15 protein-coding genes are annotated in these 14,837 nt (G+C 42.4%); 4 read left to right on the top strand and 11 right to left on the bottom strand.

Annotated elements, in window-relative coordinates:
* Window positions 1-530: 530 nt before the first annotated feature.
* From parE to I8J31_RS19270, 4 genes are all read right to left on the bottom strand, one after another.
* A complete protein-coding gene (gene parE, locus I8J31_RS19285) occupies window positions 531-2,429 on the bottom strand; it encodes a DNA topoisomerase IV subunit B (RefSeq protein WP_199470214.1) in 1,899 nt (632 codons plus the stop codon).
* Window positions 2,430-2,561: 132 nt separating this feature from the next.
* The gene (locus tag I8J31_RS19280; RefSeq protein ID WP_199470213.1) at window positions 2,562-3,143 is read right to left on the bottom strand and encodes a YqiA/YcfP family alpha/beta fold hydrolase; all 582 of its coding nucleotides are present in this window, start codon (window positions 3,141-3,143) and stop codon (window positions 2,562-2,564) included.
* 9 nt (window positions 3,144-3,152) lie between these two features.
* Entirely contained in the window at window positions 3,153-3,608 is a 456-nt protein-coding gene (locus I8J31_RS19275) for a DUF1249 domain-containing protein (RefSeq protein WP_233402920.1), read from the bottom strand.
* Between the two features lie 162 nt (window positions 3,609-3,770).
* On the bottom strand, window positions 3,771-4,391 hold the full coding sequence (locus tag I8J31_RS19270; RefSeq protein WP_199470212.1) for an NUDIX domain-containing protein: 621 nt from the start codon (window positions 4,389-4,391) through the stop codon (window positions 3,771-3,773).
* Window positions 4,392-4,504: 113 nt separating this feature from the next.
* On the opposite strand from I8J31_RS19270, the gene I8J31_RS19265 reads away from it, so the two are divergent.
* From I8J31_RS19265 to pseF, 4 genes are all read left to right on the top strand, one after another.
* Window positions 4,505-5,068, top strand: coding sequence for a DNA-3-methyladenine glycosylase I (locus I8J31_RS19265; RefSeq protein ID WP_199470211.1), 564 nt, complete (start codon window positions 4,505-4,507; stop codon window positions 5,066-5,068).
* 158 nt (window positions 5,069-5,226) lie between these two features.
* Entirely contained in the window at window positions 5,227-6,222 is a 996-nt protein-coding gene (gene pseB / locus I8J31_RS19260) for a UDP-N-acetylglucosamine 4,6-dehydratase (inverting) (RefSeq protein WP_199470210.1), read from the top strand.
* Entirely contained in the window at window positions 6,209-7,396 is a 1,188-nt protein-coding gene (gene pseC, locus I8J31_RS19255) for a UDP-4-amino-4,6-dideoxy-N-acetyl-beta-L-altrosamine transaminase (RefSeq protein ID WP_199470209.1), read from the top strand. Before pseB ends, pseC begins: the two co-directional genes overlap by 14 nt.
* On the top strand, window positions 7,393-8,103 hold the full coding sequence (gene pseF / locus I8J31_RS19250; protein WP_199470208.1) for a pseudaminic acid cytidylyltransferase: 711 nt from the start codon (window positions 7,393-7,395) through the stop codon (window positions 8,101-8,103). The genes pseC and pseF overlap by 4 nt, the downstream gene beginning before the upstream one ends.
* Here the strand turns inward: pseF and pseG are convergent.
* The 7 genes from pseG to I8J31_RS19215 are packed head-to-tail and all read right to left on the bottom strand — an operon-like array spanning window position 8,083 to window position 14,783.
* Complete coding sequence (gene pseG / locus I8J31_RS19245; RefSeq protein ID WP_199470207.1) at window positions 8,083-9,072, bottom strand: UDP-2,4-diacetamido-2,4,6-trideoxy-beta-L-altropyranose hydrolase; 990 nt, start codon at window positions 9,070-9,072, stop codon at window positions 8,083-8,085. The genes pseF and pseG overlap by 21 nt on opposite strands.
* Window positions 9,069-10,088 (bottom strand): pseudaminic acid synthase, encoded by a 1,020-nt coding sequence (pseI, locus tag I8J31_RS19240; RefSeq protein ID WP_199470206.1) that lies wholly within the window; start codon window positions 10,086-10,088, stop codon window positions 9,069-9,071. Before pseI ends, pseG begins: the two co-directional genes overlap by 4 nt.
* Before the next feature lie 2 nt (window positions 10,089-10,090).
* Window positions 10,091-12,199, bottom strand: a complete 2,109-nt coding sequence (locus I8J31_RS19235) for a motility associated factor glycosyltransferase family protein (RefSeq protein WP_199470205.1) — start codon at window positions 12,197-12,199, stop codon at window positions 10,091-10,093.
* Window positions 12,189-12,485 (bottom strand): hypothetical protein, encoded by a 297-nt coding sequence (locus I8J31_RS19230; RefSeq protein ID WP_199470204.1) that lies wholly within the window; start codon window positions 12,483-12,485, stop codon window positions 12,189-12,191. Before I8J31_RS19230 ends, I8J31_RS19235 begins: the two co-directional genes overlap by 11 nt.
* Window positions 12,485-12,919: a flagellar export chaperone FliS gene (fliS, locus tag I8J31_RS19225; protein WP_199470203.1), complete on the bottom strand. Its 435-nt coding sequence runs from the start codon at window positions 12,917-12,919 to the stop codon at window positions 12,485-12,487. Before fliS ends, I8J31_RS19230 begins: the two co-directional genes overlap by 1 nt.
* Before the next feature lie 42 nt (window positions 12,920-12,961).
* On the bottom strand, window positions 12,962-14,317 hold the full coding sequence (gene fliD, locus I8J31_RS19220; RefSeq protein WP_199470202.1) for a flagellar filament capping protein FliD: 1,356 nt from the start codon (window positions 14,315-14,317) through the stop codon (window positions 12,962-12,964).
* Window positions 14,318-14,357: 40 nt separating this feature from the next.
* Entirely contained in the window at window positions 14,358-14,783 is a 426-nt protein-coding gene (locus I8J31_RS19215) for a flagellar protein FlaG (protein WP_199470201.1), read from the bottom strand.
* Window positions 14,784-14,837 lie beyond the last annotated feature (54 nt).

Raw genomic sequence — 14,837 nt, 5'->3', positions numbered from 1 at the left:
GAGGCGCTCAACAAAGAATTCAGGCTTTTAGACCATGCCCTCGGCAATTGCTCCTGCATTGCTCTAATTACATACATCCATGTAGGGATTCGGGTCTTTCAGACTTATTCAAACCTTCCTTAACATACTGAGTACGAGCTTTAATTGTAGTCATTAAATTCTAGATAGAGATTGGGATTGAATTTTGATTAAAGGCCTTTGCACTAAGTCACGAGCGATACCAAAACAAGGCAAAGCAGACGACAAAGCGGAGTTTATGGGTTATATATGAGCAATTTGAGTCTATTTTTAACAACGTATTGTCAAATATACTAATCGTGCAAAGCTCTCTTTTCTATATGCCAAAGGTCTGCACCATACCTAGACTTTAGTCTATATTTAGACGGATTAGATAGTACTAGCGGTGGGGGTGATCAAGTAGAGATCACCAAACAAGACTAAATGGCCTTGTTTAGTGATGAGAATGTATAGGAATAGTCGAGGGTATTTGGCGTTCTTAAAAGCTGAACGAATTAAACTAACTTGATCGATCAATCGACAATGGCTAGGTTACCGTACGTTTCTAGCCAATGTTTGCGATCGCCTGCGCGTTTTTTCGACAGCAGTTTATCCAGTAACTCATCGGTATCTAGCTTGTCTTCCATGGTCAACTGGATCAAACGGCGGGTGTCTGGGGCCATGGTGGTTTCACGTAGTTGTGACGGGTTCATTTCACCCAAGCCTTTGAAGCGCTGTACATTTGGCGTACCACGTTTATTTTCTGCGGCAATCTTATGCAATGTGATGTCTTTTTCTTCATCATCTAGGGCGTAGTAGACTTCTTTACCTAGGTCGATTCGGTACAGGGGCGGCATAGCAACAAAGACGTGCCCACTGTTAACAAGGGCGGGAAAGTGACGAACAAACAGCGCACAGATTAGGGTCGCGATGTGTAAACCATCCGAGTCCGCATCGGCGAGAATACAAACCTTGCCATAACGTAAACCACTCAAATCATCATTGCCTGGGTCAACCCCAAGAGCAACCGAGACATCATGAATCTCCTGAGAAGCGAGTACTTGTCCAGACTCTACTTCCCAAGTGTTTAGGATTTTACCGCGTAATGGCAGAATCGCTTGAAAGTCCTTCTCTCGTGCTTGTTTGGCAGAGCCGCCGGCTGAGTCCCCTTCCACTAGGAAAAGTTCACTACGGGAAGAATCTTGCCCAGAACAGTCCGCCAATTTACCCGGCAAAGCTGGGCCTTGGGTAATTTTCTTACGCACCACCTGTTTACTGGCTTTTAGTCGTTTTTGCGCGCTATTGATGACGATATCAGCAATTTTTTCACCGTCTTCAACGTGCTTATTCAACCATAGACTGAAAGAGTCTTTTACTGCCGCAGAGATAAAGGCGACGACTTGACGGGAAGATAAACGCTCTTTGGTTTGCCCTGAGAATTGCGGCTCTTGGATTTTCGCTGACAGCACATAACTACAGCGGTCCCAAACATCCTCAGCGGTAAGTTTAATACCTCGCGGTAACAAACTGCGGAAATCACAGAATTCACGAATCGCTTCAAGCAAACCAGTTCGCAAACCGTTTACATGGGTACCACCTTGAGCGGTAGGGATGAGGTTAACATAGCTCTCCGTAATCAATTCCCCACCTTCTGGTAACCATTGCACAGCCCAATCTACCCCTTGTGTTTTTTCCGTTAGTCCACCGATAAAAGGCGTATCAGGCAGCAGTACAAAACCTTCGTTAGCGAGTGCCAAATAATCTTTTAATCCGTCTTGGTAAAACCATTCTTCACGAACATCTTCACTGCCACTTTGATCAATAAAGACAACATGTAAACCAGAGCATAAAACAGCTTTGGCTTTTAATAGATGTTTTAGGCGAGAAAGAGAAAATTTCGGACTATCAAAATAGGTAACATCCGCGGTAAACCTTACCTTAGTACCAGTGTTTTTCTTACCGACCGTGCCGATTTCTTTTAGGTCTGATGTTTTAAAGCCATTTTCAAAGCCAATGTGATACTGAATGCCGTTGCGTTTTACCCAAACTTCTAAAGAGGTTGATAAGGCATTTACCACCGACACCCCGACCCCATGCAAACCACCAGAAAACTGGTAATTGTCACCGGAAAATTTACCACCCGCATGAAGCTTAGTCAGAATCAACTCAACCCCTGATATACCCTCTTCTGGGTGAATATCAACAGGCATGCCTCGGCCGTTATCTTCGACACTCAAAGAGCCATCTTTATATAAAATCACTTCTATACGATCCGCATGACCCGCCAGCGCTTCATCCACAGAGTTATCTATAACCTCTTGACCTAGGTGGTTAGGTCGCGTGGTATCCGTGTACATTCCAGGACGTTTTTGCACAGGTTCCAAACCACTGAGAACTTCAATCGATCCGGCGTTATATTCTTTTGCAGACATGGGTGTTTTTTCTTCCAAGTTGATCATGCGATACAGGAGTAAACCACAGTATGACATTAGGGTGTTAATTAGATGCTCTAGAGTCTATCACTGGAACAATAGAGAGTGAAATAGTCTAATAAAAGCAGGGGCTTAGTTGTTTAAAATTTCAGCAAATCGCAGAATATCTTTCGCGAAACGATCAAAGCCAACGAAGCTATGGTCACCATTGCTTTCATGGGTCAATCTCGCGGTTTTAGGGAAAGTTTTAAGTGCTTCCCGATAATCCAAAACGTCGTCCCCTTCTTGCACCATCAGCCAATACAAGTCAGCTGTCGGCTGTGTGACAACTAGCTGTTCAAGTTCGACCATGTGTTCTTGGGTTAACTCATACGCTTCATCGGTATAAGGGTTGAGTTGCGGGCCAAGTAAGTCTTTTAGTAGTACAGGAGCCTGCACGGCAGGGTTCACCAAGATAGTTTTGATTTGATATTTTTCTGCCAAATACGCCGCATAAAAACCGCCTAGAGAGCTGCCGATTAAAGTAACATTTTGGGGGCAATTCGCTTCAATAATGCTTTCCAATTGTATGATGGCTTTGGCTGGTTGCCATGACAAGCGAGGAGAAATCACGGTATCGACAAAACCCAGTTGCTGGGCAGATTTCATCATAACACTGGCTTTATGGGAGCGCTCTGAACTATTAAAGCCATGGATATAAAGGAGTTTTTTCAAAAGTTAATCCTAGGCAAACTGGAACAGTGGAGCTTCATGTAATCTGTGTCCATGCTTTAAACACAATTCTAATAAGTCTGCCAATTGCTGATTCAAGCGAAATTTTTCATCTCGATGCAACATGTCATCATTTGGGTAGGGGTAAGTGCCTCGATACTGGCGATGTCCATCCGTGATTTCAGCAATCCCTACATCATGATATAGGCGCACAGTCATCGAAAGCTTGGTTTTAAACAACACTTTATTTTGTGTTGCTGGGCCAAATATCAAAGTAACTTCTGACGTAAAGCGGCTTTCTTGGCCAAGGGTAAGGCATAAACGACTTTCTTGATCGCCCGCGCTATGAATCGAAAAATGCCAAGCCCCCTGCTCTTCATGACCACGCATGAGCTTACACACACGGCGATAATTCAATTCACCGAGTAATTGTAAACTTGCTAAATCAGGAACATATTGCTTTGACATCTGTTTCATCACCTTAGTCACTTCTCGACATTTTTCCTTTTGACTTGTTTTAGATAAACCAACAAACACCACAAGGCTATCATGGTGTTCTTTAATTATTCGCTCCAATTAGAGCCAGTATAGATTAAAGCAAATGCGAAAGTCTTCCTGACTCTTACTTATCTAGGCACACCAGCGTTGAATAAGATCGGCTTTATTCAACGCAAACCACTGTAAGCCCATAATAGTACTGGCATTTTCAACATCCTTCTTTAATAGTGCTATCGCGTCATTAGCAGTAAGAAGGTGCAGCTTAATATCTTCATTTTCTTCATCTAACCCATGGGTCTTCGTTGTATCCACCAAGCTTGAATCAAATTCTCCCGCATACATACGCAAATACTCCACCAAACCACCCGGAGAAGGCACAAATTTAAACATGTATTCAAGACGCTTTATCGTCACTCCCGCTTCTTCAAGTGACTCACGACGTGCTACCTCTTCATCACTTTCACCTTCTTCAACCATACCGGCAACCAGTTCAAGCAACCAAGGGGACTCACTTTTCAATACTGCCGGCCGAAACTGTTCAATCAGCAATACTTTATCCGCAACGGGGTCAAATAAAAGCACGCATACCGCATCGTTACGCACCATCATTTCACGGGTCATTGGGTTGCTCCATTCCCCGTTAAACTTTTTATGCCTTAACGTAAGTTTGCGCATTTCAAAGAAGCCTTTATAAACACATTCATCTTGCAAAACTTCTACATCGTCTTTGCTATAGGTTGGTTTAAAACTCACAAATTAGTCCTTCTTATGGTTTCTACTGGAAAAGAGTGCTAGACAGGATAAAACAGATTTTGCATTGTAATGAAGCTGTTATGCTAATCATAACGCTACAGGAGAATCATACAATGGAATCGATACGCTGTAATTGGTGCTTAAGTTCGCCCGAATACATAGATTATCATGATACTGAGTGGGGAAAGCCTGTTTATGATGACCAAGCCTTATTTGAATGCATGGTTCTAGAAAGCGCTCAAGCTGGTCTAAGTTGGATTACCATTCTACGCAAACGCGAGGGCTACCGAACCGCTTTTCATGGTTTTAATCCAGTCAAAGTCGCTAAGATGACGGAAACGGATGTAGAGCGGCTATTGCAAGATACCAGCATTGTTCGCCATCGAGCTAAAATTGAATCCACCATCAACAACGCCAAGAAGTTGCTCGCGATTGCCGAAGAATTTGGCTCTTTCAGTCATTATTATTGGGCTTTTAGTGACCATAAGATCATAGACAACCGAGTCGATTCCCTCGCTGACGTACCGGCCGTCACAGAGCTTTCGACCCGTCTCGCGAAAGATCTAAAAAAACGTGGTTTTAAATTTCTTGGTGCCACCACCTGTTATGCTTTTATGCAGGCAACAGGTATGGTAAATGATCATTTAGAAAATTGTATTGCTAGAAGAAGTAATTAATCAGATCTTTGATTTAATTCATGTTTCTTCTTAAATTGCCGATACTTTAATAGATTATTGATAAAATAGGTTACCTTATTATCTAACCGAATTTTTCTATTTCAATAATGCACACCCTGAACTCAGGTGTTGAAAACTTTTCTTTTGGTATTGATTACATGTTTAATAATAAAAGCATTCTTATCACTGGCGGTACTGGCTCTTTTGGCCATCAGTATGTCAGAACTCTCTTGGCAAATTACCAACCTAAGCGGCTTATTATTTATTCTCGTGATGAGCTAAAGCAATATGAAATGCAGCAAGATTTTAGCTCACCTTGCATGCGTTATTTCATTGGTGATGTAAGAGACAAGGATCGCATGACGCAAGCTATGCGAGATGTGGACTTCGTTATTCACGCAGCAGCTCTCAAGCAAGTTCCAGCAGCTGAATACAACCCAATGGAATGCATAAAAACCAACATTCATGGAGCAGAAAACGTCATCGCAGCGGCTATTGCTAACAACGTTGAAAAAGTCATTGCCTTATCCACCGACAAAGCGGCGGCCCCTATTAACCTTTATGGTGCGACTAAACTTGCCTCTGACAAACTCTTTGTCGCGGCCAACAATATGGTTGGACAAGGTCGAACTCGATTTTCTGTCGTACGCTATGGCAATGTGGTTGGCTCCCGTGGCTCTGTGGTACCGTTTTTCCAAAAATTGGTGGCGCAAGGTGCTGATTCCATCCCCATAACTCACCCAGAAATGACGCGCTTTTGGATCACCTTGCAAATGGGCGTAGATTTTGTGTTGAAGAACTTTCAACGAATGCACGGGGGAGAAATCTTTATCCCTAAAATTCCTTCAGTTCGCATTATGGATTTGGCTACAGCGTACGCACCAAATTTACCAACCAAAAATGTAGGTATTCGCCCGGGAGAAAAACTCCACGAAATTATGTGCCCAAGCGATGACTCCTATCACACCTTCGAATTCAGCGATCATTATGTCATTGCACCAAGCATTAAATTTCATCAAGATGAGGTGGATTTCGCTCATAATTGCTTAGGAGAAACCGGTCAACATGTTGAGCCGGGCTATGAATACCATTCCGGCAGCAATCCTCATTTTTTAAGCGTAAAAGAGATTTTAACCTTCGATGACTCCCACTGATTTTATCCCCTACGGCCGCCAATTTATTAGCGATGATGATATTGCTGCCGTTGTCAGCACGCTAAAATCTGACTATTTAACTCAGGGCCCAAAAGTCAGTGACTTTGAGCAAGCCATTGCCAATAAGGTAGACAGCAAATACGCTGTTGCTGCAAACAGTGCGACCTCAGCTCTTCATCTTGCTTGCCTAGCCTTAGGGGTAGGTGAAAATGACAGGGTTTGGACATCTCCAAATACCTTTATTGCATCGGCAAATTGCGCTCGTTATTGCGGCGCATCGGTGGATTTTGTTGATATTGATCCTCGTACTTACAACCTATGTCCAATGAAACTTGCGGATAAACTGGCACTCGCTCAAACGAACAATACCTTGCCTAAAGTGGTTATTCCTGTGCATTTCGCTGGTCAGCCTTGCGATATGCAAGCCATTGACGCTTTAGCAAAGCAATATGGTTTTAGTGTCATTGAAGATGCGTCCCACGCTATCGGCGCTAAATATCAGAACAAACCTGTGGGTGATGGCCGTTTCAGTGACATCTGTATTTTCAGCTTTCATCCGGTAAAAATCATCACCTCAGCAGAAGGTGGTATGGCAGTCACCAATGACAAACAACTCGCCGACCATATGCGTACCCATGCGAGTCAGGGTACAACAAAGTCACTAGATGAATTAACGCAAAATCCCGGTGACTGGTATTACGAACAACACACCCTAGGCTTTAACTATCGAATGACAGAGTTACAGGCCGCCCTTGGATTATCACAACTATCACGCCTAGAGGATTTTATAGCTAAACGTCATAAACAATTTGAGTACTATCAGGTTCTACTAAAAGACTTGCCTATTACCCTGCCCTTCCAACAAGAAAAGACGCATTCCTCACTACACCTTTTCCCCATCCTGCTACCAAAAACTCATAAGCAGGCAAGAAAAGCGGTATTTGATAACTTACGTCAGAATGGAATTGGGACTCAGGTTCATTACATTCCGGTTCATACTCAGCCCTATTATCAGAACTTAGGTTTTGCCGAGGGTGATTTCCCTGTTGCAGAAGACTATTACCAGCGCACCTTAAGCCTGCCTTTATTTGCAGACTTAACCCAAAGCCAACAGGTAAAAGTCGTTAATGCTCTCAAACAAGCCTTGGTAGACTGCGGAATGATGGAACTATGAAAAATACAACACATAAACCCTACCGCGTTGCCGTCATTCCCGCTCGCGGTGGTTCACAGCGCATCCCCCGTAAAAACATTCGTTTTCTCCATGGCAAACCGCTCATTGCTTACTCTATTGAAACCGCGCTTGAAACAGGCCTATTTGATCGAGTGATTGTTTCCACCGATGATCAGGAAATTGCTCAAGTCGCTAGGGAACATGGTGCTGAAACCCCTTTTTTACGTCCTGTGGAACTATCCGATAACATGACGGGAACAACACCGGTGATGCAACATACGCTGCGTTACTTAATAGCAGAAGACAAAACACCAGATCAGGCCTGTTTGATTTATGCCACTTGCCCTTTACTAACAATAGAAGACTTACAACAAGGTCTGAAAAATACGCCCAAAGACGGCTTTTGCTTTTCCGCCACCACCTTCGATTTTCCAATTCAAAGAGCCTTACACACCAATGAAAAAGGGGAACTTGCTCCCTTGTTTCCAGAACATATTGCGAAGCGTTCACAAGACCTAGTAGAAGCCATCCATGATGCAGGGCAATTTTACTGGGCGAGTACCCAAAGCTGGCTAAATAATGGAGAGATTTTCGGCTCAACATCTAAAGCTTTCATGTTACCAAGACATAGAATTCAGGATTTAGACACAGAAGAAGATTGGTTGCGATTAGTACAAATTATGCACTTAGAGGGGGCTGTTAACTAACTGGTCATGAATCATTTTTGCAACTCGATCAGCACCATACCCATCAACTAGGCTTGATGCGACTTTCCTCGCTTGCTGTTGCCAATCAAGGTCATGCCACTGTAAATTTACTAACTGAATCAGCTGCTTGATACGAACTTCTCTCACATCGACAGAAACATTATCGAAACGTATTGATTTACACCAATTCAACGGAACATGTTGCTGTAAAGAGCGCGTTTGATTCTCTGCTACCTGAGCAAATATCGTTGGTATCCCCATACAAGCTAATTCGAATAAAGTGCCTCCTGCAGCAGAAACAGACAGTTTGGCCTGCTTCATCAAAGAAGTAACATCGGACAAACCTTGCTTCCAAGCAATATGTTCTTGCTGACAAAAAGCTTTCACCTTAGTTGCATTGGTTGCATTTTTCCCTAAGAGAACCTGAATACTCCCCAGATCAAATCCAGAGGCTAACAACCCTTCCAAGATAGGCAAGGTTAAACCTAAAGGATCCGTCCCCCCTAAGGTAATTAACAGCTGACGAGCTTGATTATGTGGAATAGGTTCGGCTTGTCGAAAAGCAGGCCTAAGCAAAGCATACTGGCTACCTAAAAGTGGAGATTCAACTTGTCCTGAGTAAGATTCATTAAGGGGATTCAGTAGCCATTTAGCAGGGAAATCTCCTCTATCATTCATATCATCTAACACCAGCAAGTTTGCTTGATGCTGAAATAATTGCGCGATATCAACAGCCTGATATTGATAGTGATCCAAAATCACTAAATCTGCTAACTCAGCCAGTACAAAAAAGTCACCTTCGGTAGCAATAATAAGATCTTCTGGAGAAGCAAACACCTCATACTGTTGATGAACAACAAACTGGCACTGCCAGCCAAGGTTAGTAAGAGCTTGAATTAAAGCTTGGCAGCGAACCCTATGCCCCATGCCAATTTCGACCGAAGCATCTGCTCGTACCAGAGCCTTCATTCCATCATATCCCATGCCAAAGGCTGGCCTTTTTGCACATCAACGATTAATTTTTTTCCGAGCACATCGGGCCAATATTTAGGTGCTAGACCATAAGATGGGCGAATAATTTTAAGGTGATTTTCAGATAACAAGGTCCCAGCCACCAAGTCATTAGCGACATAAATGGAACGGCGGTATTTTTTTGCCGCTTGCTCTGCATCAGAGCCGCCATAGGTAACTGCACCCAAAGCAGACTTAGCAGCACGACAAGCTGTCACTAATGCTTTCATTTCATCAGGTTCCATAGAGAAAGCGGCATCCACGCCTCCAGCATTACGGTCTAGTACAAAGTGCTTTTCAATAACGGTCGCACCTAGGGCTGTCGCGGCAACTGCTGCACCCAAGCCTTGTGTATGATCAGATAAACCCACTTGGCAGCCAGTATGTTGAGCCAAATCCGCCATGGTCACTAAATTTGTATCTTCTATCTTGGCTGGATAAGTACTTGTGCACTTTAAAAGCGTCAGTGGGTTATCACCAATCGCGCGAATAGTCGCGACCGCCTCGTCTATTTCTTCTTTCGTCGCCATGCCTGTTGACATGATAATCGGCTTACCAGTTCGAGCGACAGCCTGTATCAAAGGAATATCGGTCATTTCAAAGGAAGCGATTTTATATAAAGGCACATCGAGGGACTCAAGAAATTCAACCGCACTGAGATCAAAGGGCGAACTAAAAGCCACCAAGCCTAAAGATTCAGCGAGTTCAAACAAAGGTTGATGCCACTCCCATGGAGTCGAAGCTTTGGCGTACAAGTCATAGAGATTCGAACCACGCCATAAACTATCACTTTCCGACACCATAAACTCTCCATGGCGAACATCCAATGTCATAGTGTCTGGTGTATAGGTCTGTAACTTAATGGCATCAACGCCCGCTTGTGCAGCGGCGTGAATCATAGCTTTCGCTAACTCAAAGTCCTGATCATGGTTACCAGATAATTCGGCGATAATAAAAGGGGTGTTTGCAAACATAATTAGCCATTATAAAAGGTAATCAAATGATCATTACCTTGATCAACAAAATCCGATGCTCTCTGTACCATGCTTGGCATTTCTTCCAAAAATTCACACCAAATATCAAACAAATGACTCGCCCGAGCAACCGTTTCACTTTCATCTTTATGAGTAAACAAAAACTGCACAATCGAAAAAGAAGAATAGGTAAAAGAACCAATTAACAGATCATAAATATGACGATGGACGCTGGCCCTTAAAAAGAAAATTTTCCTATGATGAGACCAAAGTAAGTTACAAACGTCTTCACGAGTTTTAATGGAATCATCCCAACCCTGCTGTAAGGATTGACTTATTTTACGAAAATCTTCGATAGAAATAAGGTCATCTGGCGTTTGGTTAACGACTGCGGCTGGCGGTTCGGTAAAAAAAGCTTTCTCTAGTAGATCAATGACTTTGGCATGATCTATTTTCGGATCCATGATCAAGACGTCTTCAGCCTTTAAAGGCGTAACGCCTTCTATTTTCGCCCCATCGGAAAGATTAAAACTGACAAAGTTACGACGTTTATTCAATTCACGAGTCAAAGATTCCAACTGTACTCGAGAGGTATCCATCATGCCTGTGGCATAAATAGAACCACCAAAATTACCTTCTCTCTCTACTAGCCTTGCATCTTGAAAGCTCTGAAAGCCGGACTCTTTACCGTCTTTATAATAACCACTGTGTACAGAGTGATGGCTATCTTTATCCTTAAAGCCATTATCCACACCCATATAATAGACATTATTAAAACCAAACAAATGCACATAAGATAAGGCTAGGTTAGCGACAATAGGGTTACAGTAATTTAATTGCACATAGGTTGTCTCATCCCCCTGTGCTCGCGCCTGCATCAAGATTAATGAGGTAATCGCTTCCCCAGGCTTCATGCCCATTCCGGAGCGCTTAAAATAATCAAAAAACTCTGGGTGCATAACATCAACCGTTAAGCCCCAAATCTTGTCAAGATACTCTTTAGCCAAGAAAGAAAACTTATCTGCCGTTATTTTCATGCGCTCGATATCCACATGGATATCTGGCGTAATGCCTAACTTACTCAAAGTATTAATGGTAGAACCACAGCAAATTAAGAGCACTTGATCACGTACTTCTTTAATTAATTCAATACCTTGATCAAGAGAAGGGCCATTCCCTAAAATAAAAACAGGAATTTCGGTAACCCATTTCGGCAGTGCCTCTCTACCTTGGAAGTGCGCCACTTTGGTTTTCGGTAAAGACCTAAGCCCTTGTGCAACACCGATCAAGGCATCATCAAAAAAACCCCACCCCATTACCTGACGGACATAGTGTTTTTTAAAATACTCAAACGCCTTATCATTTTCTGGGCTGTTATAACTCATATACAAATAAGTTTCTGGGGCCAAAAAATAACCATTTTCTTGAAGTTGTAAAAGATAATTATCGGTAAATTCTTCAGGCTGCACCCCCAAAAAGAAATGTACAGTGCGGCCATCGCGATTAAAGGTTTCAAGAATATTTTCCCACTCAATTGTAAACAAAGAGTAGTGAAAGAAATCTAAATCACTTTCATATAAATAAAGGTGCTTAATGTCACGATGGTCTAAAAGCAGCTCAAGTTGATAGCCAAATTCAATACCAAATACGATGGCAGAGCCAACAAACTCTGGCCATCCCTTTTGCTCCTCTAACCCTTTTGATTGAACGGCTATTTCATCCAACATCTTATTGCTATAAAACACATGACGACTTTCATTATTAGTCGAGCGCTCTAAGTTAAGTAAGGTTTTTGTCGGAAACTCCAGCGCGTGTGCAATTTTTTCTCGCGCCTGAAGCCTTGGTGTTTGTGAAAAGAGAGGAACCCCAATATCTTCCCGATAGAGGTTTAACTCACCACACTCCTCCAAGTAAATGAAACGTTTTTTTGGTTGATAGCCTTTCAGCTCTTCATAAATATGTGGCATAACCTGAGAAAAAACACTCAGGTTTCTGATATAACGATCGGTAAATTCTTGATCATATTCTTTTAAACGAGCTGCACCTTGTTGAAATACAGCAGTAAAGGCTTCGGCTTGCTCGATAGAAAATTGATTGCCTTCATTCTGCATGTTTTACGCCTTTATACTGACTGACACCTTTACGGGTTTGCGTCGATTGAAATAGCTGATTTTGCATCGCACGATGGGCGCTTTGAACCAGCTGAGTAGCCGATTGATGAATATGAATAAAATGCTTAATTTTTTGATTGGTCTGGATATCATTTTTCTGCGGCTTGAGTGAAAAAATAAAGTCACCCTTCTCCATACACAACCGCTGTATTTCTTCAATATCCTTATTGAATATGGCCTGCTCTAATGCTTCCGTTAACTCTGTTAACTGAACCATATCCAGCATTAAACAGCTCCAGCACGAGCTTGCAGCTTATCATCGTAGGCCTCTCGCTTATCCGAATCTGTAATCTGATCCCAAGCGCCTTTAATTTGTAAAAGCAGTCCCATTACATGCTCAATAATTGAACTGTCTTTCGACACACTCGCCTCATTAATACGAGTCGTCATGTAATCATAAAGACCTTCCAAGTTATCGACTAATTCAGGGTTTACATCTCGATCTAATGCATCTTTCAGCGCATTAATAATTTCGACAGCGCGGGTTAATGCAACCGCTTTGCCAGCCCAATCAGCTCGATCAATACAGCCTTTGCCTAATGCAAGCTTTTCTAAAGCACCTTGCATTAATAGCTGAATGACTCGATGAGGATCTGCCGAGGCTAAATCGGATTTAATCGAGTCCTTTTTATAGGCCTGAATCCCTTTTTTCTCGTACATAAAACAACCTCATAACTTTGTATATTGCGATCTAAAACAGTATTACAAATTTTCCAACATGGAATTCAAGTAGTTACCCTGTGCATTCATATTAGCAAGCTGTGTATCTAAGCTAGTAAATCGACTACGCAGTGATGCCTCATATTTCGTCATTCGTTCTTCATAATCGGCCAGTGACTCTTCAGTACTATCAATGGAACGATTCACTGAATCTTTCAACGAATTATTCATTCCACCAGGGCCGGTATAGCTGTCCAACAAACTATCCAATGACGTTGCCAAACCATTATCCCCAACAAATAATGAGGATACTGCGTCATAATCTCTTTCCACAGCTCGATCAAACTTACTCGAATCAAAGCTTAATGTTCCGTTATCCAGTAATTCAATGCCCACATCAAAAACAGAAGAAAAAGGGCTATCGCCACCAGCATGATTAGACATTAAGTCGGTGGCTAAAGCAGACCTTAACTGGCGGACCATACTGTTACCATTTAACGCTGCCCCTTTAGCAGTACTTTGCTTAAGCACATTAATCAATTCATTGTACGACCCAACAAAACCTTGCAGCGTATCTTGTACTGTTTGTTTATCATAGTTAACACTGACTTTAGCGGGTTTATTGGAGACCTCTAATGCTTCTATAGATAGTCCAGCAATCGCTTTATCAAAGACATTCGTATCATTACGGATTTTAATACCATCAACAATAATATAGGCATCTTGGGCTTCACCACCCTCTGGTATATGAAGGCCTGGAAAAAAACCACCTAAAGCAGAACTGTCTAATGTTAAGTTGCTGCTATCAATTTCTAAAGTGTTACCTGCGCCTTCTTTGCTTGATGCAATGGTGAAATACAAATGACCGCTACCATCATCTAACAAGTTAGCTGATACACCAAAATTGTCTTCCGCGGAATTAATCTGCTCACGGAGTTGAGACAAAGTGGTTTCGGGCTCTATTTCAAGGGTAAATTCATCATCTCCAGCGCTTAAAGTAAGCTCACCACCGGATGAGGTAACCACTTCATCACCTGAAGTAAACAAGCCTTTATCTGAAACTAGGCGACTGCCTTTTGCAAGCTGATCAACCTGCATAGAATAAGTGTCGTTTGAAGCCGTATTATCCGCTGTAATAGAAAGAGCTTCTTCACCTGCCGATTGATTAATCGCAGTATTACGCCCTCTAAACAGCTCTTCATCATTTAGTGTTGTTACGAATGAGTTGAAGTTGTCAATGGCAGAGCCAACCGCACCTAAAGCAGACAACTCCGCTTCGTAACCTTCCAATTTATTTTGGTAAAGTTTAACTTTAGTGTCTCTTCTGGCGCTCACCATATCTGTAACAAGAGACTCCAGATCTAGACCAGACCCAGCACCCAATGAGCCAACTGCCATAGTAACGCTCCTGATACCCGTGTATCATTTGTCCAATAAATCAAGCTTGACTGTTTACCAAGGTCCCCTTGATATCACTCAATTGGCTCATAATAGCATCGATTCGTTCAGACATTTTAAGAAATTCTTCCGTGGGCATTTGACGAACCACATCGCCAGTTGATTGATCTAATACTTTTACAATATTTTGACTTCGATCATCTGTTACTTCAAAAGACAACTGAACATTCAACTGTGACATTTTTTTATTCGCATCTTCCACCTTTTGTGGATCGACTTTCGGTGAACCGAAAAAGCGTTGTCCGTTATTGCTCTCCTTGCTTGTTTTATTACTATCGGCCAAAGTCTGGATTGCTTTAGTACTTGCTTGACGCAATGCCCTAAAGTTTTCATCAGCACGATAGTCCTGTCGGGCAGGAATCGCTCCAATAGACTGTTTAGAAAGATCACTAGAATTAATTGACATTTCAATAGCCCTCCAAAAATAAAGAAGCTAGGGCGCAGCCCTAGCTTCTTACCA

This window comes from Marinomonas transparens, from assembly GCF_016463975.1.
GTDB lineage: Bacteria > Pseudomonadota > Gammaproteobacteria > Pseudomonadales > Marinomonadaceae > Marinomonas > Marinomonas transparens.
This window is presented reverse-complemented; position numbering and strand designations above follow the sequence as displayed.

Excerpts from the sequence above, each read along its gene's own strand:
- pseB (WP_199470210.1), top strand. The coding sequence starts at position 5,227 with ATGTTTAATAATAAAAGCATTCTTATCACTGGCGGTACTGGCTCTTTT.
- I8J31_RS19265 (WP_199470211.1), top strand. The coding sequence starts at position 4,505 with ATGGAATCGATACGCTGTAATTGGTGCTTAAGTTCGCCCGAATACATA.
- pseF (WP_199470208.1), top strand. The coding sequence starts at position 7,393 with ATGAAAAATACAACACATAAACCCTACCGCGTTGCCGTCATTCCCGCT.
- fliS (WP_199470203.1), bottom strand. The coding sequence starts at position 12,919 with ATGTACGAGAAAAAAGGGATTCAGGCCTATAAAAAGGACTCGATTAAA.
- pseC (WP_199470209.1), top strand. The coding sequence starts at position 6,209 with ATGACTCCCACTGATTTTATCCCCTACGGCCGCCAATTTATTAGCGAT.
- fliD (WP_199470202.1), bottom strand. The coding sequence starts at position 14,317 with ATGGCAGTTGGCTCATTGGGTGCTGGGTCTGGTCTAGATCTGGAGTCT.
- pseG (WP_199470207.1), bottom strand. The coding sequence starts at position 9,072 with ATGAAGGCTCTGGTACGAGCAGATGCTTCGGTCGAAATTGGCATGGGG.
- I8J31_RS19230 (WP_199470204.1), bottom strand. The coding sequence starts at position 12,485 with ATGCTGGATATGGTTCAGTTAACAGAGTTAACGGAAGCATTAGAGCAG.
- I8J31_RS19215 (WP_199470201.1), bottom strand. The coding sequence starts at position 14,783 with ATGTCAATTAATTCTAGTGATCTTTCTAAACAGTCTATTGGAGCGATT.
- I8J31_RS19275 (WP_233402920.1), bottom strand. The coding sequence starts at position 3,608 with ATGTCAAAGCAATATGTTCCTGATTTAGCAAGTTTACAATTACTCGGT.
- I8J31_RS19235 (WP_199470205.1), bottom strand. The coding sequence starts at position 12,199 with ATGCAGAATGAAGGCAATCAATTTTCTATCGAGCAAGCCGAAGCCTTT.
- parE (WP_199470214.1), bottom strand. The coding sequence starts at position 2,429 with ATGTCTGCAAAAGAATATAACGCCGGATCGATTGAAGTTCTCAGTGGT.
- pseI (WP_199470206.1), bottom strand. The coding sequence starts at position 10,088 with ATGTTTGCAAACACCCCTTTTATTATCGCCGAATTATCTGGTAACCAT.